Here is a 20,178-nt window from a genome sequence, read left to right as displayed (position 1 = left end):
GCATACCGCGATCAGGACGTGGACTTGTTCCAGGTCGCGATCTGCTGGCTGACGTAGCTGTTCAGCCCGGTCAGCGTCGACAGCTTGGTGTCGAGCGCCGAATATTGTGCAAGCAGGCGGGTGCGGGTCTGCTCGATGCGGGCATTGACGCGCTCCTGCTCCTTGCCGTTCAGCTTCACGCGTTGCGACAGGCTGTCGGTGCGCGAGGTCAGCGTGCCGTCGCTTCCGGTGACGGCCTTCGTGAACGATTCGAACAGCGCCGCGATGCCGCGCTCGCCCGGCGCGGCGTCGGCCTTGCTGGTCATCGCCAGCGCAACCTCCGACGGGTTGGCCATCGCAGCGGTCAGCTTCGTATCGTCGATGTTCAGCCGGCCGTCGCGGTCGAGCGAGATGCCGAAGTCGGACAGCCGCTTGAAGCTGCTGGAAGTACCGGCGGTACCACCGACCAGCGCACGCAATTGGCTCTGGATCGTCAACGCTGTACGGTCACCCTGCAGGATGCCGCCCGACTTGCTCGCATCGTCGTATTTGGTCAGTTCGCGCAATGTCGCATTGACATCGTTGTACATCGCGACGAACTTGTTGACCGCATTCTTGAAAAAGGTCGTATCGGTCGAGACGCTCAGCGTGACCTCGGCGGTGGTGGTCTTCAGCGCGGTGAAGCTGAGTCCGTCGCCGACATCCTTGAAGGTGTTGGTCGACGAGACGAGGTCGATGCCGTTGATCGTCGCCTTCGCCTCCTGCGGCGGCACGGTCTGCAGCATCGCCGTCTGCGGCGGCGTTGGCGCCGGCGCGGCGCGGTCGTAGGTCAGCGCAGCGAGGTTGCCACTGGCCGGATTGCCGTCGACATCGATCTCGGTGATCTTCAGTGCATTTTCGGCACCAGTCAGGTCGGAGCGGACAACCAACCGCGCGCCGGTGCCGTCGTTGACGATCGACGCGGTGACGCCGGCCTTCGCTGCATTGATCTGGTCACGGATGCCGGCCAGCGTGTCCTTGCCTTCGGGGATCTCGATATCGAATGGTGTTGCGCCGTCCTTCGCTGCGAACAACCAGGCCGGGTTGGCCGGGTCGTTGTTCTGGTCGGTCCAGCTGCCGGTCTCGATGCGCAGCCGGCCGGCGCCGACCACCGTGCTGCTGCCACCGGAAAACGATGCGGAGGCGATGTTGTGGGCCTTGGCAAGCTGCGACACGCTGACTGCATAGCTGCCGCTGGCCGCGGTGCCGCTGCTGGTCACGCTGACGCTGGAAACGTCCGAGCTCGTCGACGCGGTCCGGCTCCAGGCTTCCGGTTTGGCCATTGCTGCGGCCGCATCCTGCAGCGCCGCGATCTTGCCCTTGATCTGGCCGAACGACGACAGCTGGCTGTTCAGCGTGACCTGCTTGGTCTTCAGCTGCGTCAGCGGCCGCTGTTCGAGCGAGATCAGCTGGCTGACGATGCCTTGCACGTCCAGGCCGCTGCCGATGCCCGGTGAGGAGATGGCCATCTGGAATTCCTTTTCTCGGATCTTCTATCGGCAAGCCGGCCCGCAGCTTGAGCCGGAAGTGACAACGCCGGGCGTGAGCTGCTCACGACCGGCGTTGGTGGGTTGCAGCGGACGCATCGGGTCCTGCTGCACGGCGCGTCGAACCGGATCAGCCCTTCAGCAGCGACAGCACCTGCTGCGGCAGCTGATTCGCCTGCGCCACCATCGCGGTGCCGGCCTGCTGCAGGATCTGCGAACGCGACAGGCTGGCGGTTTCGGCAGCAAAGTCGGCGTCCATAATGCGGCCGCGCGACGCGGCGGTATTCTCGGACTGGATCATGATGCTCGAGATCGCATTCTCGAAGCGGCTCTGAACCGCACCGAGTGTCGCCCGCGAACCGTTGACCTGCTGCAGCGCATCGTCGATCTGCTTCAGCGCCAGCCAGGAGCCTTCGACCGTCTCGATCGTCATCGATTCCATGCCGGTGATCGGCGTGCCGGCTGCGATGTCGATTGCACCAGGGGCGACGCCAGTGCGTTCGGTCGTGAACCCGGAAGTCGTGACGGGCAGCGCGTCGCCATTGGTGTCGACCTTTGACGAGCGAATCTCCATCCAGAACTCTCCGGAAGCTGGATCCTTCTTCAGGAAGGCGGAGACGCCGGAATCGGCGGTGCGGCGGTTGATCGCCTCGACGGTCTGGCCGAGCCGCTCTTCTGGCGAACGTGCCGGCGGCAGCGCGGTCAGCGGATAGGCAATCGCGCCGACGGTGATTTCCAGGTCACCGGCCTCAACCCGGAGGTTGGACTCGGTGATCAGGTCGGTCGTGACCTTGCCCGTCGTCGAAGAACCGTAGTTGACCTTGCCGAGGCCGGCGGTCGAGGTATTGGCCAGCGCGGCAACGGTGATGTTCTCGCCGGAGTTGGCGCCAACCTGGAAGGTGGCTGCTGAAAACGATCCGTCGAGCAGACGCGCACCATTGAAATTGGTCGTCTTGGCGACGCGGTTGATTTCATCGCGCAGCTGCGAGACTTCGGACTGCAGCGCGTAGCGGTCTTCGGCGCTGTTCGTATCGTTGCTCGCCTGCACCGCCAGTTCACGCATCCGCTGCAGCATGTCGCCGACCTTGCCGAGTGCGCCTTCGGCGGTCTGCGCCAGCGAGATCCCGTCGTTGGCATTGCGCGCCGCGACGTTCAACCCGCGGATCTGCGTATTCATCCGCTCGGCAATCGCGAGACCGGCAGCGTCGTCCTTCGCGCTGTTGACGCGCAGGCCGGATGACAGCCGCTGCATCGCGGTCGAAAGCGCGCTCTGGGAAGTGGCCAGGTTGCGCTGGGCCGTCAGCGAGCTGACGTTGGTGTTGATGGTCTGGGGCATGGTGCGCTCCTAGTAGAAACAGAATCCCGGCGACAGCATCTGCCATCACGTTGTTTGGCGTTCGCGGTCCACCTGTTGCGCACAACCCGTCGGGGCGGAACGCTGCCGGTGACTCCGGACTCCAGGCGCTGTTTCCGGGTGATCGAATTCAACTCCTGTTGGACTGAATTCTGAAACCATCGTCCGGCGAACTAAAGGCCGATAAGGCGGCAAAAATGCGGCCATCTCGCTGCCTCGATCGTGAGCCTGGCGGCTTCGCCCCTGTCGCGCTTCCTCGCGGCTGCCGCCACACCCCCTCGATCTCCGTGCTGAAAAAGAAAAAGCCCGCCTCTTTCGAGGCGGGCCTTGTTTTTGCCATGCGGCTCCCTGGCGGGAGCCGGATCCGGCGTTTTCTGATCAGCGCAGCAGCGACAGCACCTGCTGCGGCAGCTGGTTGGCCTGCGACAACATCGCGGTGCCGGCCTGCTGCAGGATCTGCGACTTCGACAGGTTGGCGGTTTCCTGGGCGAAGTCGGCATCGACGATCCGCCCCCGCGCCGCAGCGGTGTTCTCGGACTGCGTCATGATGCTCGACACCGCATTCTCGAACCGGCTTTGCACCGCGCCGAGCGTGGCCCGCGTGCTGTTGACCTGCTTGATCGAGTCGTCGATGTTCTTGATCGCGAGCCAGGCGTCCTCTGCGGTTTCGACGCTGAGGTTGTCGATGCCGGCCTTGGTGACCGAAGTCGCTGCGAGGTCGGCGTCGGCGATGCCGGTCTCGGTCAGCCCGAAACCGGTGGTGGTAACGCCGAGCGCAGTCGGGGTCGCCGCGGCCGGGTCGAGTTTCGACGAACGCAGAGCGACCGTGTACTCGCCGGTGTCTTCGTTACGGGTCAGGAAGGCACTGACCCCGGTGTCGGCGGTGCGGCGGTTGATCGCCTCGACCGCCTGGCCGATGCGCTCCTCGCCGGAACGCGCGGCCTTCAGGTCGGCCAGATCGTATTCGGTCGTGCCGACGGTGATCTTCAGACCGGTCACTTCCGACGCATATCCCGTCACCTGGCCGCCGGTCACGCCGGTGGCCATCGTATTCTCCGCATAGGTCACTTCTGACAGCCCTTTTGCCGAGCTGTTGGTCAGTGCGGCGACGGTGATCGCTTCGCCGGAGTTGGCGCCGACCTGGAAGGTGGCCGCCGAGAACGAGCCGTCGAGCAGCTTGGCGCCGTTGAAGTTGGTCGTCTTTGCAACGCGGTCGATTTCGTCGCGCAGCTGGCTGACTTCGGCCTGCAGCGCGACGCGGTCGTCCTTGCTGTTCGTCGCATTGCTCGACTGCACGGCCAGTTCACGCATGCGCTGCAGCATGTCGCCGACCTTGCCGAGTGCGCCTTCCGCGGTCTGCGACAGCGAGATGCCGTCGTTGGCATTGCGGGCCGCGACATTCAGGCCGCGGACCTGGGTATTCATCCGCTCGGAAATCGCCAGGCCGGCGGCGTCGTCCTTTGCGCTGTTGACGCGCAGGCCTGAGGACAGGCGTTGCATCGACGTGGCCAGCGAGCCTTGCGACTGGGACAGGTTGCGTTGTGCGGTCAGAGAGCTGACGTTGGTATTGATGGTGGAGGGCATTTGAAAAACTCCTGTTTACGTTGATGATGAACTCCCGGCGTGGACGCCGGCCATTGACTCGTCGATGGGTCGCCCCTTCGACGTGCCCGTCGCTCACCGAAACCACTCGGTGTCGACCGGCTGCGCCCGGCGGCAGTCATCGAAAAAACGCACCTGATTAAAGGTTGTCGATTCCTCGTTCGGCTGTTCCGGACCACGAAGCTCGGGTTCCTGCCTCGCTGGGATGTTTATCGTCGGTGTCTTCGCGGACTTGAGGAAAATCGAATCACTTCGCGACTTGGCCGTTCGTGCTCACCCATTGGCTTGCTGCATCTCTATATATAGAGAGCGCTCCATGACGGGGCCGCAACCGTTCTTCCGGTGCACAAATGGGCGGTATTGCTGCTCCATCTTGGTGCTTCAAATTCGCGCCAGCTGATTAGAGTCGGCGCGGGGGCGGGTTTGCCGGCCCCGGGAGATTGCCGATGATCACGTTGTCTGAACATACAGAGGCCGGAGCGCTTGCCCATGCATGGTGCGTGCCGCCACCTCGCCGCACCGAGTTGCCGGTGAATGTTCTGCAGGAAATCCGTGCTGCCGCCTACCGGTCGATCAAGCTCAGCAACTGGGCAGAGGCAGAACAACTGCTGTCCAGTGTGGCCGGCGATCCGAGGCTGGGCATCGCCGACATGGTTGCACTCGGTACCTTGCGACTGAGGCTCGGCGATGCGGCGGGTTGCTGGCGGGTCATCGAGGGTGTGTTGACCCGCGAGCCGAGCCATTTGCGTGCGGCGCAGATCGGCAGCATGGCGCTCGTCATGCAGCACCGCTGGACAGAGGCGCTGGTGCTGTTCGAACGCCATGCAACCGGGCCGGCGCGCGAGGACTATGCCTTCGTTGCGAACCATGCGGCAGCACTGGCATCGCTCGGACGCCCTGGCGATGCGATACCCGTGCTGCTCGAGGCAATGATGCTGAAGGTCAACGACCCGTCACCGCACATGAAGCTCGGCCTGGTGCTGCGCGACATGAACCTGTTTCAGGAGGCCGCCGAAAGTTTTCTGACCGCCTTCACGCTGGATCCGAACAAGCTTGCCGCGCAGCTCGCGGTGATGCACATGCGTCAGCATGCCTGCCGCTGGGACGAGTTCGACTCTATGCGCACGGCGATCGTCGATGTGCTGGCAGCGGATCCCGATCGTGCCGGCTCGCTGGCTGAAGGCGGCGTCTTCACGCTGGTGGCAATCGAGCATCCGCCGGAACTGCTGCTGCGCGCGACCTCGCGTGTGGCGATGCGCTTCGATCACATTGCTACGCCGCTGCCGGCCCGCCGGATCGATCCCGATCGTGATCGACCGCTGCGCATCGGTTATGTATCGAACGACTTCTACAACCATGCGACATCGGCACTGCTTGTCGAGTCGCTCGAACACCGCGACCGCAGTCGATTCGAAGTCACGCTTTATTCACACAGCAAACATGATGGCAGCGGGCTCGAGCAGCGCGTGCGCAGTGCCTGCGAGCATTTCGTCGATATCTCGACACTGTCTGATGCCGATGCCGCCCAGCGCATCCGTGCCGACGAGATCGACATCCTGGTCGACCTGAAAGGCCATACTCTGGGCAATCGACTGGCGATCTTCGCCTGGCGGCCGGCGCCATTGCAGGTCAGCTTTCTCGGTTTTCCGGGCACCAGTGGCGCCAGCTACATCGATTACGTGATCGGCGACCGCTGGGTCACGCCGCTCGCGCATGCCGATCGCTACAGCGAGCGCATCGCGCAGATGCCCGGCTGTTACCAGCCGAACGACAGCCGGCGGCCGCGTCCTGCACCGGTTGGCAGGTCGGAGCTCGGCCTGCCGCAAGACCGGCTGGTGCTCGGTTGCTTCAACCAGGCCTTCAAGATCTCGCCGGCGACGTTTGATGTCTGGATGCGGATCCTGGCCGCGGTGCCCGACAGTGTGTTGTGGCTGCTCGAGGACAATCCGCAGGCGACGGTCAATCTGCGCCGCGAGGCTGTTGCCCGGGGCATCGCTGCAGAGCGCCTGATCTTTGCGCCTCGGGTGCCGATGACGCGACACCTGGCCCGCCTGCCGGCTGCCGATCTGATGCTCGACAACTGGCCATGCAATGCGCACACGACCGCCAGCGACATCCTGTGGATGGGCGTGCCGATGCTGACGATCGAAGGCGAAGCGTTTGCATCGCGGGTTGCCGGCAGTCTGCTGCGATCGCTGGACCTGCCCGAACTCGTCTGCGCCGATGCAGCTGCCTACGAATCGACCGCGATCGCGTTGTTGCGCGAGCCGCATCGCCTGCTGGCACTGCGCGAGCGCGTGCAGCAGAGCGCCGCGCAAAGCCCGCTGTTCGACGGTGCACAGCATGCCCGCGGTCTCGAGAACCTGTACGACCGGATGGTCGAACGCGCCGCCAATGGCCAGCCGCCGGCCGCATTGCCTGCCGCCGATAGGGTCTGAACTGGCGCGAGCCAGGCCGTTCACCGGTCCGCGAGGTGGCGTTGCGCGGCCCGTCCAGGCCGCACGGTCCCAGTCTTTATTTCAGCTTGTTTCGGCAAGCGATCCGCAAGCAGCAAGACCGCTTGACGGCGGCGAGCGCTGCGCGATGCCGGTGACGATCATTGTGGTCAGTCCCTTCAGCGTCGCACCGATGCTCGGACGTGTCGGATCGCGGCGGACAAACAGCTTGTCAGGCCCGCCCAGGCCGCTGCTGCCGATGAACGGAACGGGATCGTCGTTGTCAGCAAGGTAGACGATGCGACGCGGGCGCAGCGCCTCGGTCACCCGCTTCACCATGCCGCACTTTTCCCATGCGGGCGCCAGCGGCAGCACCAGCACATCGATGCCGGCGAAAAATTGTTTCAGGGCCTCCACCTGCTCGGCTCGCTCGACGAGCACATCGCGCAGATCGGTCAGGACCAGCACCGGGCGATCCTCGCGGGCGGCGAGTCGCCGCAGCAGCAGTGCATGCTCGCTTCCTGCATCGGCATGTGTCGCGAACAGCAGCGTGCCGCCGTCACAGGCCTGCAGCGCATCGAGGTCTGCATCGTGCGCAAGCGCTTCGGCCAGCCGTTCGATGTGGCGGTCGAGCCGTGCCAGTGTGCGCTGCGAGGGCGGGGCGGCGGCATCGCCGCGGCGTCGCTGCGATGCTGCAGCCACCAGTTGTTCGGTCGCTTCTCGGGCGTCGCCAGCATCGAGCAGCCGCCCGATTGCAGCGTCGACTGCCGGTTGCGGTGCGTCTTTCCCCGGCGGCATGCCTTGCGGCGGCGTTTCTCCGACGCGGTTCGAGCCCGCGTGGCTGGTGGGCGGCCGCTTTTCGCGTGGCTGGACTTGAACAACATCGTCGTCGATGCCGGCGCCGAAATCGGCGCTCATCGTGCGCGCCAGCGTCCGTTCGCGCGGTGTCGTCTGGATCTTGCGCAGACGCACCTTCATGAAGGCTGCGTCGTCCTGTGTGCAAGGCCGCAACTCGCCGTCCAGCCAGACTGCGCCGTTCAACTCGAACCGGTGCTCGAACCATCCCAGGTACCAGAACCAGTCCGTGTAGTAGACCCACGAATTCTCGTTCATCGCCCTGACATGGGTCGGATCCTGCCACGCGGTCAGCGCCTTTTCATACGGCACCTCGATCTCGAATTCGCCGTCGATGCGCAGCAATCTCAATGCATTGCCCATCAGCTGGGGCAGGTCGGGCACGTGTTCGAGCACATTCGACGCGTGGATGGTGTCGACGGTTCCGGCGTCGAGCGTCACCTGCCCGCCGAATCGTGTCGGGCAGGAAAGCGGCAGCGTGATCGGAGCTGCGAGGTCGAGCACCAAGTCGGGCTCGGTGCGTTGCTGCACATCGATGTTGAGCCAGCCAAGCCGGTAGTCTTTTCCGGAGCCGAGGTTGATGCGCAACGGAGCAGGGGGTATCCGATCGCGTCCGGCGCGCTGCTGCGTGTCGATCGCGACGGCCCAGTCGATCAGGCGCACGCACGCTTCGAGCGGATCCCAGGCGCGGAAGCTGTCCAGTTGCTGTTCGGCTTCGCGCAGCCAGTGCAGGCTGCCGAAATGGTCGGCGAAGAAGGATTCGAGATTGCTGTCGTCGAACCAGCCGACGGCCTGCAGGAAACCGTCTCCCGGCCTGCTGAGCGGGTGGCGTTCCGAGACGACCGGCGTACCAAGCGACAGGCAGTGGCTGACCCTGGCCTGCTCGAAGCGGCTGGTGTCGTAGAAATGGCAGTTCAGCACCGCCTTTGCCTGGCGGATGAAGTCGTCGCGCTCCGGGCCGTACAGCGGCGTGTCGAAGGTCGAGATCGCGACGCCGCAGGCCTCGATGCGGTCGAACAGCGCCTGGCGCCGTGGGTTGACGGTGCCGAAGAACAGCAGATCGATCGGCCGCTCGGCAAGCGGTATCGGCGTCGCGGCTGCGAGGTAGGGTGCGTGGCCCAGCGGCACGACGGGCACCCGCGACGGGTTGCTGCTGTAGGCGCCGATATTTTCCGCGTCGTAGTCGATGACGGCCGATGTGGACAGCAGCCGCAGATAGTCGGGCGCGAGCGCTGCGCCGCCGTCGCCGAGCTGCTCGAGGTTGAAGAAGATGATCGTGTGGCGATCCCGCACTTCGGACGGGAAGCCGAGGTGGGCGGCAAAGACGATGTTGATGGCGTCCTCGCGCAGGCGGTTTTTCGCCAGTGTCACCGTGGCACCGAGGCGCCGCAGCTGGTAGCGAAGATACCGTGCCGGATCGAGCAGGCCCAGTGAATGAAGATAGCCCGCGGGCTGCATCACGACGATGTGGAAATGCGGCAGGGATGACACGGCGGCTTTCGGTTGCTGGCGGTTTCGCCTGCAGTGATGCTAAGAGCGCCCGGTCGTATCGGACCGGACGATCAGGCCTGCATAGCGGCAGCATTTCTCCGCGCTGCGCACGACAGCAGTCTCACTTCGACGCCATCGCCAGCCATCCGTGTAGGAATTTGCCTTACAGCGCGGACGGAAGAAGATGGACTCAAGCCACAGAGATGGCCTGATGTCGGCAGCCTTATCGGAACTTCACAATCCGTTTCACGTTGAGACACAACAACGCGGCAGCAAGAACCCCCCGACCGACGACCGCCACAAGGACCAGACCATGAACACCGACCAGATCCTCACCGAAATCCGCGAAGCCAATCTGTCGTACCTGATGCTGGCGCAAAGCCTGATCCGTGCCGACCGTGACCAGGCGCTGTTCCGCCTCGGCATCAGCGAAGACAGTGCGAACCTGCTGGCGTCGCTGAGCCCGGCGCAAATGATGAAGATTGCCTCCGGCAGCACGCTGCTGTGCCGCTTCCGGATGGAAGACGACATGATCTGGGGCCTGTTGACCAACCACGGCAAGGGTGCGGCGAACGACACCACCAGCCGTCTGCACGCGAGCATCCTGATGGCCGGCCGCCATCGCGAAGCCGCCTGATCCACGCGATACCCGTCAACGATTTTTCCAGCAGCACCAGGAGCCCACCATGCGAGTCAAGAGCATTCTCAGCGAAGCCCGGCAAATCGAACGCGCCGTCACGCTGATCAACCTGGGCGCCCGGCTGCAGGTGCTGGAATCGGAAACCGACCTGTCGTACGAGAGGCTGTTGCGGCTTTACAAGGAAGTTGCCGGCAAGTCGCCGAGCAAGGGCCAGCTGCCGTTCTCGACCGACTGGTTCATGACCTGGCAGCCGAACATCCATGCCAGCCTTTTCCTGAACATCCACGAATATCTGAACAAGGCCGCCGAGCTCGACGAGATCGACACGGTGATCAAGGCCTACCAGCTGTATCAGGAGCAGACGACCGCTCAAGGCCTGGAGGCGCTGTTGTCGGTGACCCGCGCCTGGCGGCTGGTCAAGTTCGTCGACAACGGCATGTTGACGATGACGACCTGCTCGAAGTGCGGCGGCCATTTCGTGACCCATCCGCACGAGATCGCGAAGCACTATGTCTGCGGCCTGTGCAGCCCGCCAGCGCGCGCCGGAAAGGGCAAGGCCGCCGGCGGCATCAAGATGCATTGAGCTGCTTGCAAAAAAAGTTCTCAAGTCGGCGCTTTTGCCGCCGATAGCATGAAGGCAGTACTGTCATCCGGTGCCCGCGATGCCGCCGTATGGCAGGGATGGTGAGTCCTTTGCTGGACGCCGGACCCGTGGTTTTCATCGCCGTGTCTCCTCCTCGCACATCTGCAAATGTGCTTCTGAACGGGCCTTCGGGCCCGTTTTTTTGTGTCCGGCCGAATGGCGCCGGCGCGCGAGGTCACTGGAAGGCGACGGCATTCGGCTCAAGACGCCGGTCGATGGTCCGATAAGGCACTAGCTGGCACACGTTGGTGTGCGGAATCACACGGACCAATAGACACCATGTTCGTTCTCGTTGGCTGGGCCCTGGCACTTGCCTGCATCTTCGGTGTGTACATCGTGCACGGCGGCAACATCCAGGTCATATTGACTGCATTGCCGTTCGAGCTGGTGACCATCCTGGGCGCCGCGCTCGGCGCTTTCCTGGCGAGCAACCAGATGAAGGTGATCAAGGCCGCGCTGGCCGGCATCGGCAAATGCTTCAAGGGCAGCAAATACAGCAAGGCCCGCTACATGGAGCTGATGGCGCTGCTGTTCGACCTGCTGCAGAAGGCGCGCAAGGAAGGGCTGATGGCGATCGAAGCCGACGTCGAAGATCCGCACAGCTCGCCGGTGTTCCAGAAATACCCGACCGTCGGCAGCGACCACCATGTCGTCGAATTCATCACCGACTACCTGCGGATGATGGTCTCGGGCAACCTCAATGCGCACGAGATCGAAAGCCTGATGGACAGCGAGATCGACACCCACCATGCCGAGGAACATGCGGCGGTGGCGGCGATCGGACGGCTCGCCGGCGGGCTGCCGGCATTCGGCATCGTCGCGGCGGTGCTCGGCGTGATCAACACGATGGGATCGGTCGGCCAGGCCCCGGCGATCCTCGGCGGAATGATCGGCGCGGCGCTGGTCGGAACCTTCCTCGGCATTTTCCTGGCCTATGGCTTCGTCGAGCCGCTCGGCGGCCTGCTCGAGCAGAAGGTCGAGGACGGCTCGAAGGAATTGCAATGCATCAAGACCACGCTGCTGGCTTCGATGCAGGGTTATGCGCCGCAAGTCGCGATCGAGTTCGGCCGCAAGGTGCTTTATTCCGGCGACCGCCCGACCTTCTCCGAACTCGAAGGCCACGTGAAAGGCAAAAAGTGATGACCCCCCCCCGGAGGAGCGCCTTCGGCTTCCCACGCCCTCGCAGAGCTCGGGCGCTTCGTGAGGCGTTCGGACCTGCGCAGGCAGGTCCTCTCGTCCGCACTCACCCCCCCCAGGGGGGCGCCACTGGCGGCCCGGCAAAGCCGGTTCCGCGGTGGCCGCTTGATGGTGGTGGCCTGACTGCGTCGGCCAATTTGGTCGAGATGGGAGAGACGAATGGCTGGTGATGCAAAGAAGCTGCAGCCGATCATCATCAAAAGGGTCAAGAAGGGTGGCCATGCGGCGCATGGCGGGGCGTGGAAGATTGCCTATGCCGACTTCGTCACCGCGATGATGGCGTTTTTCCTGCTGATGTGGCTGCTCGGCTCGACGTCCGAGGGCGACAAGAAGGGCATTGCCGACTTTTTCCAGAATCCGATGAAGGTGTCGCTGCTCGGCGGCGGTTCCGGCTCCGGTGATGCGTCGCACGTGATCAAGGGCGGCGGCGCCGACCTGTCGCGGCAGAGCGGCCAGGTCAAGCGCGGCGACATCGAGGCGCCGCGGTCGACCGTCAACCTGCTGGCGATGAAGGAGCAGGAGCGGCAGGCCGAACGGGAGCGGCTCGAGCAGCTGAAGCAGAAGGTCGGCCAGGTGCTCGCGGCCAATCCGCGGCTGGCTGCGCTCGATTCGCAGATCAAGCTCGACCTGACGAAAGATGGGCTGCGCATCCAGATCGTCGACGAGCAGAACCGGCCGATGTTCGACAGCGGCAGCGCGATGGTCAAGGGCTATATGCGCGAGCTGCTGCAGGAAATCGGCGGCGTGCTCGCCGAGGTGCCGAACCGGCTGACACTCGAAGGCCATACCGATGCATTGAGCTTCGGTGGCGGCGGGCGCGGCTATAGCAACTGGGAGCTGTCGAGCGACCGTGCGAATGCCTCGCGGCGCGAACTGCTGGTCGGCGGGCTGCCCGACAACCGCGTGCTGCGGGTGCAGGGGCTGGCGTCGAGCCAGCCGCTCGAGCGCGGCAATCCGAACAACCCGGCGAACCGCCGCATCAGCATCATCGTGATGAACCGCGATGCCGAGGATCGCATGTTCCAGACCGGGCCCGAGGTCGCCGAGGTCGAGCCGCAGACTCAGCAGCCGCAAACGGCGCCGCCGCTGAACGGCAAGATCGCCGCGATCCGTCCGGAATTGCGCTGACATCACCCGCCGGCGACGGCGGGTCCCGTTCAGCGCTGCGTCAGCGGCCAGAACAGCGGGATCAGCGCGCTCGCAGCGAGCCAGGTGATGATGTTCATCGGAATGCCGAGCCGCGCAAAATCGGCGAAGCGGTGGTTGCCCGCGCTGTAGACCAGCGTATTGGTCTGGTAGCCGATCGGTGTTGCAAAACTGAGGCTCGCCGCAAACATCACGCCGACGACGAACGGTCGCGGATCGACGCCGAGCTGTGCGGCGACCGAGACGACGATCGGCGTGAACAGCACCGCGACCGCGTTGTTGCTGATGAATTCGGTCGCGATCGAGGTGATCTGGATCACCAGCGAGAGCATCAGCCAGGCCGGCCAGGTCTGGCCTATCGCGACCAGTGCGCCAGCCAGCATCGCTGCCAGACCCGACTGCTGCATCGCGACGCTGACCGCCAGCATGCCGAGGATCAGCACGATGATCGGCCATTCGATCGCCTTGTAGGCTTCGTCGGCGCGCACGCAGCCGCTGACGATGACGATCGCCGCGCCGATCAGCGCCAGGCCCTCGATCGCCATCACGTCGAATGCCGCGAGCAGCATCACGCCGACGATTGTCGCCAGCGCGATTGGCGCGAGCCGTGAGCGGTCGACCGGCGCGCGGCCTTCGGCGAGCGCGATCAGGTCGCCGTTCTCGCAGAAGCGCTTGATCTGCGCCGGCGTGCCTTCGATCAGCAACACATCGCCGAATTGCAGCTGGAAGTCGTCGCCGATATCGTGGATCGATGCGCTCTTGCGGTGTACCGCGATCAGGTGGATACCGTAACGCGCGGCAAGGTCGAGGTCGCGGATCGGCCGCATCACATACCGCGAGCTCTGGCCGATGATGGTCTCGACCATCACGACATCGCGGCGGCGCAGCGTCTCGAGGTCGGCATTGCTGTCGGCTGCTGTCTGCAGGCCGACGGCATCGGTGCTGCGCAGGTCCATCATCGCGCTGCTGCGGCTGTGCACGATCAGCCGGTCGCCGAGTTGCAGCCGGGTCTGCGGGCCCGGCATCGAGATCTCGGTATCGCCGCGGAACAGTTTCAGCACCTCGGCGTGGCCGTTCGCCAGCCGCGCGTCCTTCAGGCTGCGCCCGGACAGTCGCGAGCCTTCCGGCACGAACAGCTCGGTCATGAAGAGCCGGTCGCCGCTGCCGACGAACTGCTGCGTCAGCGTCTCGCGCACCGGCAGCCAGCGCGGCGCGAAGATCAGCATGAAGATGCCGCCGAGCAGTGCCATCACGATCGCCGGCGCGCTGATCTCGAACATCCGAAACGGCGCCAGACCGAGGTTGCGTGCAGCGCCGTCGACCAGGATGTTGGTCGAGGTGCCGATCATCGTGACCAGCCCCCCGAGGATGGTGGCGTAAGACAGCGGGATCAGCAGCCGCGATGCCGGCAGATCATGGCGCCGCGCCACCGCCGTCACCGCCGGGATCATCACCATCACCAGCGGCGTATTGTTGATGAACGGCGAGACCAGCAGGCCGACCAGGATCAGCGCGGCGAGCACACCGCGTTCTCCACGCGCGGCGAAGCGGCCGAGCAGTTCGCCGAGCCGGTCGACACAGCCGGTCTTGCCGAGCGCGGCGCTGAGAATGAACAAGCAGGCGATCGTCACCGGCGCGCTGTTGCTCAACACGCCGAGCACCTGTTTCGGCGTCAGCAACTGCAATACCAGCAGCACCGCGACGGCGGCCAGCACCGCGATGTCGGCGCGCAACCATTCGCGGACGAAGGCCGCGAACAACACGACCAGGATCACGCCGACAGCCAGCGCTTGCAGATGTTCAGGGACCGTCATGATCCGGCGCGGCCATGCGCGTCGAGTGAAGAGGACGTGACGGTATGAGGTGGCCGTTAAAACCTCAAGAAATGTTTATGAATGTTGTTATATCGAAAACGTGATTAGCCGGCGGTGCGACGGGGGCCACGTCGACTGCCGGGCCCCCTTCCACGTGGGAAAAGAGCGTCAGGCTGCCGCCCAGAACACCGCAAATTGCCCGTCCTCGTCGGTCCAGTGACTCGACTTGGCGAAGCCGGCGTCGGCGAGCAGTGTTGCAAATCCGTCAATCGAATATTTGTACGAATTTTCGGTATGGATGCGCTCGCCGGCGTCGAAGCGGCGCGAGCCGCCGGGCCAACGCACGACCAACTCGCGGCGTGCCTCGAGGTGCATCTCGATCCGCGATTGCTCGGCGTTGTAGCAGGCGATGTGGCGCCATTGCCGCGGCTCGAAATCGCTGCCGATCAGGCGGTTCAGGTGCAGCAGCAGGTTCAGATTGAACGCGGCGGTGACGCCGAGCGCATCGTCGTAGGCCGGTTCGAGCACCGACGCTGCCTTCACCAGGTCGACACCGATCAGCAGTCCGCCACCGCTGGCTTGTTGATGCAGCCCGCCGAGGAACTGCAATGCCTGCTGCGGCGTGAAATTGCCGATGCTCGAGCCGGGATAAAAAAATACCGGTCGGCCGCTGACCAGTTCGGGCGGCAATGCCAGTGAGCTTGAGAAATCCTGGCCGATGCCGACCACCTCGATCTGCGGAAATTCGCGGGCCACCCGGTCGAGTGCCTCGCGCAAGAAATCCACCGAGATATCGACCGCCAGATACCGGGCGGGTTGCAGCGCGCCGAACAGGCTGCTGGCCTTTGCGCAGTTGCCGGCACCGAGGTCGATCAGGCTGCCGACCGGGCCGATCGCCGCGGCCATCTGCACCGCATGGTCGCGAAAGATCGCCGCTTCGGTGCGCGTCGGGTAGTACTCGTCGAGCTCGGTGATTGCATCGAACAGTTTCGAGCCGAGCCGGTCATAAAGAAATTTCGGCGACGTCACCGCCGTCGGGGCGGTCAGGCCGCGCAGCAGTTCGGCACGGCTTGCTTGCGGGTCCTCGTGATGGCACTGGACAAATCTCGGCTCGGCGTGGGTGGCAGGCATCGGCGCTTCGTGTTGTGCGTGGGGCGATCGATCCACGGTGGGGCCGCCCCCGGTCGGGCGCAGCGAGCGTGCATCCTAGCTGCTTCGATGGCCCGCAGCGGCCCAGGTCGGTCAAGCGCCGGTCGGCGACAATGCCGCGTACAGCCATCCGCCACGTCGCCCGCCCATGCCCGAGACCACGTCCCTGCCTGCCGTGCCCGTCACCAACGACAGCCCGTTGCCGCGCGCCGCCGGTGCTGGTCAGTTGAGTGGCCGCCACATCGTGCTCGGGCTGTCGGGCGGCATTGCCTGCTACAAGAGCGCCGAACTGCTGCGCGAACTGGTTCGGGCTGGCGCCACCGTGCAGGTCGTGATGAGCGAGGCCGCCGAGCAGTTCATCACGCCGGTGACGATGCAGGCCTTGTCGAATCGCAATGTCTATACCAGTCAGTGGGATGCGCGCGAGCCGAATGCGATGGCCCACATCAACCTGACCCGCGATGCCGATGCCGTGCTGATTGCGCCGGCCAGCGCCGACCTGATCGCCAAGCTCGTGCAGGGCAGGGCGGACGACTTGCTGAGCCTGCTCTGCCTGGCGCGGCCGGTCGAGCGCTGCCCGCTGCTGCTGGCGCCGGCGATGAACCGCGAGATGTGGGCCCATCCGGCAACGCAGCGCAACCTGACCCAGGTGGTTGCCGACGGTGCAACGCTGCTCGGCCCGAATGCTGGCGACCAGGCCTGCGGCGAGGTCGGCGACGGCCGCATGCTCGAGCCGCTCGAACTGCTGGCCGACACGATTGCGTTTTTCCAGCCTAAGGCGCTGGCCGGCAAGCGGGTGCTGATCACCGCCGGCCCCACCTACGAGCCAATCGATCCGGTTCGCGGCATCACCAACCGCTCCAGCGGCAAGATGGGTTTTGCGATCGCCCGCGCGGCGCGCGAGGCCGGCGCCGAGGTGACGCTGATCGCCGGCCCGGTCGCGCTCGATACACCGCGCGGTGTTGCGCGCAGCAATGTGACGACGGCCGCCGAGATGTACCAGCTGACGATGGCCGAGGCGCCGCGCCACGACATCTTCATCGCCACCGCGGCGGTTGCCGACTGGCGGCCGGCAAAACCCGCCGAACACAAACTGAAGAAGGACGGCAGCGGGCAGGTGCCCGGCTTCGAGATGGTCGAAAACCCGGACATCCTCGCCGCAGTGGCGAAACTGCCTGCCGACGGTCCGCAGCGCCGACCGTATTGCGTCGGTTTTGCCGCCGAAAGCCGCGACCTGCTGCGCCACGCCCAGGAGAAACTGCAACGCAAGCAGGTGCCGTTGATCGTCGGCAACCTCGGCCCGGAGACCTTCGGCCGCGACGACAACAGCCTGTTGCTGATCGATGCCGATGGCGGCCAGCACGAATTGCCCCGCGCCGACAAACTGACGCTGGCCCGTCAGCTCGTCGCCGATATCGCCGGCCGGCTCGCGCGTGCCGGCGAGACGGCACCCCAAGCGAAAACCTGATCCAAAGCCCTGCAGCTATCCGATGACCTCCACGACCAACACGACGATCGAATTTCGCCTGCTCGACCCCCGGATGGCCGAACAGATACCCAGCTACGCCACTCCGGGCAGCGCCGGCCTCGACCTGCGCGCCTGCATCGATGCGCCGCTGCTGCTCGAGCCCGGCCAGACCCGGCTGATCCCGACCGGGCTGGCGATCCACATCGGTGATCCCGGGCTGGCCGCGATGATCCTGCCGCGCTCCGGGCTCGGCCACAAACACGGCATCGTGCTCGGCAACCTGGTCGGCCTGATCGACTCCGACTACCAGGGGCCGCTGATGGTCAGCGCCTGGAACCGCGGCAGCGAGACCTATACCGTGACGCCGATGGAACGCATCGCGCAGCTGGTGATCGTGCCGGTCGTGCAGGCCGCGTTCAAGCAGGTCGACGACTTCGACGCCAGCCATCGCGGCAGCGGCGGCTTCGGCTCGACCGGCAGCGCGTAGCCAGCCTGGTGGGCTGGCCTGTAGCAGGGGCTTCAGCCCCGATTCGGCCCTGCCTCTACCGTTCAGTGCAACGGCGTCCCCGGCGGTTTTGCCGGCAGCACGCTGATGGCCGGTGCGCTGCCGACACTGCCGGCCTCGATTTCCTGTTCACTCGCCTCGCGGACGTCGCGCACCGTCAACGCCAGGCGCAGCGCAATGCCGGCCAGCGGATGGTTGCCGTCGAGCACGACATGCTCAGGGTAGACCTCGGTGACGGTATAGATCGCATCCGTCGGCATGTCCGGTGTCTGCGATCCGGGCGGCAGGCCATCGAACTGCATGCCGGCTTCGATGCCGTTCGGAAAGATCGAACGCGGTTCGAAAAAGACCAGATCGCTGTCGTATTCGCCGAAGGCATGTTCGGGCTCGAGGTGCAATTCGGTCTCGAATCCGGCCTCCTGGTCGAGCAGCGCTTCCTCGACCTTCGGCAGCAAATCTTCGCCGCCAACAAAAAATTCGACCGCATCGGTCAGTTCGTCGATCAGCTGGCCCTGGGCATCGTGCAGACGCCAGACCAGACTGACCACGCAGGGAGGATTGATCAGCATGGCGGAATCATCGCACAGCGCCAGACGGCCGGCCGCCGCCCCGGCTGAAGCCCGGACAGACCGCACAATCGCCTGATGCCATCTTCATTTCCCTCGATCAGTCCCAATTTGTCGAGCACGCTGCTGGGCGGGCTGAGCCCGCAGCAGTTCATGCGCCGTCACTGGCAGAAGAATCCACTGCTGGTGCGGCAGGCCGTGCCGGAGATCGTCGCGCCGGTCGACCGCGCCGAGTTGTTCACGCTGGCCGCCCGCAACGACGTCGAGTCGCGGCTGGTGCGCCATGGCGAATCCGGCTGGCAGCTGCGCCAGGGCCCGCTGCCGCGCACGGCGCTGCCACCGTCGAAGCAGCCGGGCTGGACGCTGCTGGTGCAGGGTCTGGACCTCTATCTGCCATCGGCGCATGAACTTCTGTCGCGCTTCCGGTTTGTTCCCGATGCGCGGCTCGACGACCTGATGGTGTCGTATGCCAGCGATGGCGGCGGCGTCGGTCCGCATGTCGACTCCTACGATGTGTTCCTGCTGCAGGTGCAGGGCCGACGGCGCTGGCGGATCGGCCGTGTCACCGATCCGCAGCTGGTTGACGGCTTGCCGCTGAAGATCCTGAGAAATTTCGTCGCCGAGCAGGAATGGCTGCTGGAACCGGGTGACATGTTGTACCTGCCGCCGGGCTGGGCCCACGACGGTGTCGCCGTCGGCGGCGACTGCATGACCTGCTCGATCGGGTTTCGTGCGGCAACGCGCGATGAATTTGCCCGCGAAGTGCTGCAGCGCAGCCTGGATGCCGCGGCCGATGCCGAATCCGCGGCGGCGTCGCCGTTGTTCAGCGACCGCGGCCGACCGGCGGCGCAGTCGCCGGCACAGATTCCGCTGGAGATGCAGGAATTTGCAGCCGACGCGGTGACCCGGTTGATCGGTGACTCGCGGGCGCTGGCCTGCTCGCTCGGCGAATGGTTGAGCGAGCCCAAACCGCAGGTCTGGTTTGACGAAGCGTCGCCACTTGCGCCAAAGTGCGGCGTGCGGCTCGACATCCGCACCCGCATGTTGTGGGACGACTGGCATGTCTTCATCAATGGCGAGTCGTTCCGTGCCGCCGGCAAGGACGCCAGGCTGATGCGCCGGCTTGCCGACCAGCGCGTGCTGAGCGCCGCCGACCGCGATCGCCTCGGCCCGCAGGCGGCGGCATTGCTGGAGGAATGGGCGGTGGCCGGCTGGTTGCATGCCGAGCCTGACTGAAGGAGCACAACGATGGACAGCGAGACGCCCGCAGCCCCGACTGGCCCGTCGCCAGCATCCGTTTCGTTCCTGACCCGGGGCGACTTCAGGGCCGCCTTTCGTCAGGCCATCGCCCATCTGGCCGAGCACGGCTGCCGCGAGATCTACCTCTGCGACCGCGACTATGCCGACTGGCCGCTCGGCGAGCCCGAAGTTGTCGATCTGCTGACCCGCTGGGCGATGCCGCACCGCAAGCTGGTCGTGTTGGCAGCCCGCTTCGAAACGCTGCAGCGCCAGCACCCGCGCTGGGTCGCATGGCGGCGCACCTGGTCGCACATCGTCGATTGCCGGCAGGTTGCCGACGACGATGTGCCGGCAATTCCGAGCATGATGATCGCGCCCGGGCAGCTCAGTCTGCGGGTGCACGATCCGATCCACTTCCGGGGCCGCCTGGCGTTCACGCGCCCCGAAGAGGTGCGCGATTGGGAGGAACTTGATGCTTTTCTGCAACGGTCGGCCGAGTCGTTCCCGGTGACTCAGTTGGGGCTCTAGGGTAAGTGCCTATTAGGTTTATACTTATTAACTAGAGCAGG

16 protein-coding genes are annotated in these 20,178 nt (G+C 65.1%); 9 read left to right on the top strand and 7 right to left on the bottom strand.

Features of this window, described 5'->3' with window-relative positions; translation table 11 throughout:
* Positions 1–11: 11 nt before the first annotated feature.
* From fliD to ACNH6H_RS02400, 3 genes are all read right to left on the bottom strand, one after another.
* Complete coding sequence (gene fliD, locus ACNH6H_RS02410; protein ID WP_418315317.1) at positions 12–1,487, bottom strand: flagellar filament capping protein FliD; 1,476 nt, start codon at positions 1,485–1,487, stop codon at positions 12–14.
* Positions 1,488–1,635: 148 nt separating this feature from the next.
* Complete coding sequence (locus ACNH6H_RS02405; RefSeq protein WP_418315315.1) at positions 1,636–2,841, bottom strand: flagellin; 1,206 nt, start codon at positions 2,839–2,841, stop codon at positions 1,636–1,638.
* 396 nt (positions 2,842–3,237) lie between these two features.
* Positions 3,238–4,443, bottom strand: coding sequence for a flagellin (locus ACNH6H_RS02400; RefSeq protein ID WP_418315313.1), 1,206 nt, complete (start codon positions 4,441–4,443; stop codon positions 3,238–3,240).
* A 464-nt stretch (positions 4,444–4,907) separates the two neighbouring features.
* On the opposite strand from ACNH6H_RS02400, the gene ACNH6H_RS02395 reads away from it, so the two are divergent.
* A complete protein-coding gene (locus tag ACNH6H_RS02395; RefSeq protein ID WP_418315312.1) occupies positions 4,908–6,899 on the top strand; it encodes a hypothetical protein in 1,992 nt (663 codons plus the stop codon).
* Between the two features lie 81 nt (positions 6,900–6,980).
* Here ACNH6H_RS02395 and ACNH6H_RS02390 read toward each other — a convergent pair whose 3' ends face one another.
* Positions 6,981–9,242 carry a methyltransferase domain-containing protein gene (locus tag ACNH6H_RS02390; protein WP_418315310.1) on the bottom strand — a complete coding sequence of 754 codons (2,262 nt, stop codon included), beginning with the start codon at positions 9,240–9,242 and terminating at the stop codon, positions 6,981–6,983.
* 313 nt (positions 9,243–9,555) lie between these two features.
* Here ACNH6H_RS02390 and flhD point away from each other — a divergent pair, with 313 nt between their 5' ends.
* The 4 genes from flhD to motB all read left to right on the top strand — a co-directional run bounded on the left by flhD (position 9,556) and on the right by motB (position 12,850).
* Entirely contained in the window at positions 9,556–9,879 is a 324-nt protein-coding gene (gene flhD / locus ACNH6H_RS02385; RefSeq protein ID WP_418315309.1) for a flagellar transcriptional regulator FlhD, read from the top strand.
* Positions 9,880–9,928: 49 nt separating this feature from the next.
* Positions 9,929–10,465 (top strand): flagellar transcriptional regulator FlhC, encoded by a 537-nt coding sequence (flhC, locus tag ACNH6H_RS02380; RefSeq protein WP_418315308.1) that lies wholly within the window; start codon positions 9,929–9,931, stop codon positions 10,463–10,465.
* A gap of 339 nt (positions 10,466–10,804) precedes the next feature.
* Complete coding sequence (motA, locus tag ACNH6H_RS02375) at positions 10,805–11,665, top strand: flagellar motor stator protein MotA (protein WP_418315307.1); 861 nt, start codon at positions 10,805–10,807, stop codon at positions 11,663–11,665.
* A 216-nt stretch (positions 11,666–11,881) separates the two neighbouring features.
* Complete coding sequence (gene motB / locus ACNH6H_RS02370) at positions 11,882–12,850, top strand: flagellar motor protein MotB (RefSeq protein WP_418315305.1); 969 nt, start codon at positions 11,882–11,884, stop codon at positions 12,848–12,850.
* 29 nt (positions 12,851–12,879) lie between these two features.
* On the opposite strand, the gene ACNH6H_RS02365 is transcribed toward motB, so the two are convergent.
* Positions 12,880–14,682, bottom strand: a complete 1,803-nt coding sequence (locus tag ACNH6H_RS02365) for an SLC13 family permease (RefSeq protein ID WP_418315303.1) — start codon at positions 14,680–14,682, stop codon at positions 12,880–12,882.
* A 168-nt stretch (positions 14,683–14,850) separates the two neighbouring features.
* Positions 14,851–15,813 carry an L-histidine N(alpha)-methyltransferase gene (gene egtD, locus ACNH6H_RS02360; protein WP_418315301.1) on the bottom strand — a complete coding sequence of 321 codons (963 nt, stop codon included), beginning with the start codon at positions 15,811–15,813 and terminating at the stop codon, positions 14,851–14,853.
* Positions 15,814–16,006: 193 nt separating this feature from the next.
* On the opposite strand from egtD, the gene coaBC reads away from it, so the two are divergent.
* Together coaBC and dut are read left to right on the top strand one after the other, a co-directional pair.
* Positions 16,007–17,299: a bifunctional phosphopantothenoylcysteine decarboxylase/phosphopantothenate--cysteine ligase CoaBC gene (coaBC, locus tag ACNH6H_RS02355; protein ID WP_418315299.1), complete on the top strand. Its 1,293-nt coding sequence runs from the start codon at positions 16,007–16,009 to the stop codon at positions 17,297–17,299.
* Between the two features lie 22 nt (positions 17,300–17,321).
* A complete protein-coding gene (gene dut / locus ACNH6H_RS02350) occupies positions 17,322–17,786 on the top strand; it encodes a dUTP diphosphatase (protein ID WP_418315298.1) in 465 nt (154 codons plus the stop codon).
* A gap of 62 nt (positions 17,787–17,848) precedes the next feature.
* Here dut and ACNH6H_RS02345 read toward each other — a convergent pair whose 3' ends face one another.
* Positions 17,849–18,373, bottom strand: coding sequence for an FKBP-type peptidyl-prolyl cis-trans isomerase (locus ACNH6H_RS02345; protein WP_418315296.1), 525 nt, complete (start codon positions 18,371–18,373; stop codon positions 17,849–17,851).
* 75 nt (positions 18,374–18,448) lie between these two features.
* Between ACNH6H_RS02345 and ACNH6H_RS02340 the strand changes: the two genes are divergently transcribed.
* Both ACNH6H_RS02340 and ACNH6H_RS02335 read left to right on the top strand, forming a co-directional pair.
* Complete coding sequence (locus tag ACNH6H_RS02340; RefSeq protein ID WP_418315294.1) at positions 18,449–19,606, top strand: JmjC domain-containing protein; 1,158 nt, start codon at positions 18,449–18,451, stop codon at positions 19,604–19,606.
* Between the two features lie 12 nt (positions 19,607–19,618).
* Positions 19,619–20,137, top strand: coding sequence for a hypothetical protein (locus ACNH6H_RS02335; protein ID WP_418315292.1), 519 nt, complete (start codon positions 19,619–19,621; stop codon positions 20,135–20,137).
* The last annotated feature ends 41 nt before the right edge of the window (positions 20,138–20,178 follow it).

Origin of the sequence: Pseudideonella sakaiensis (genome assembly GCF_048320135.1) — a bacterium.
In the GTDB taxonomy this organism is placed as follows: domain Bacteria; phylum Pseudomonadota; class Gammaproteobacteria; order Burkholderiales; family Burkholderiaceae_C; genus Ideonella_A; species Ideonella_A sakaiensis_A.
This window is presented reverse-complemented; position numbering and strand designations above follow the sequence as displayed.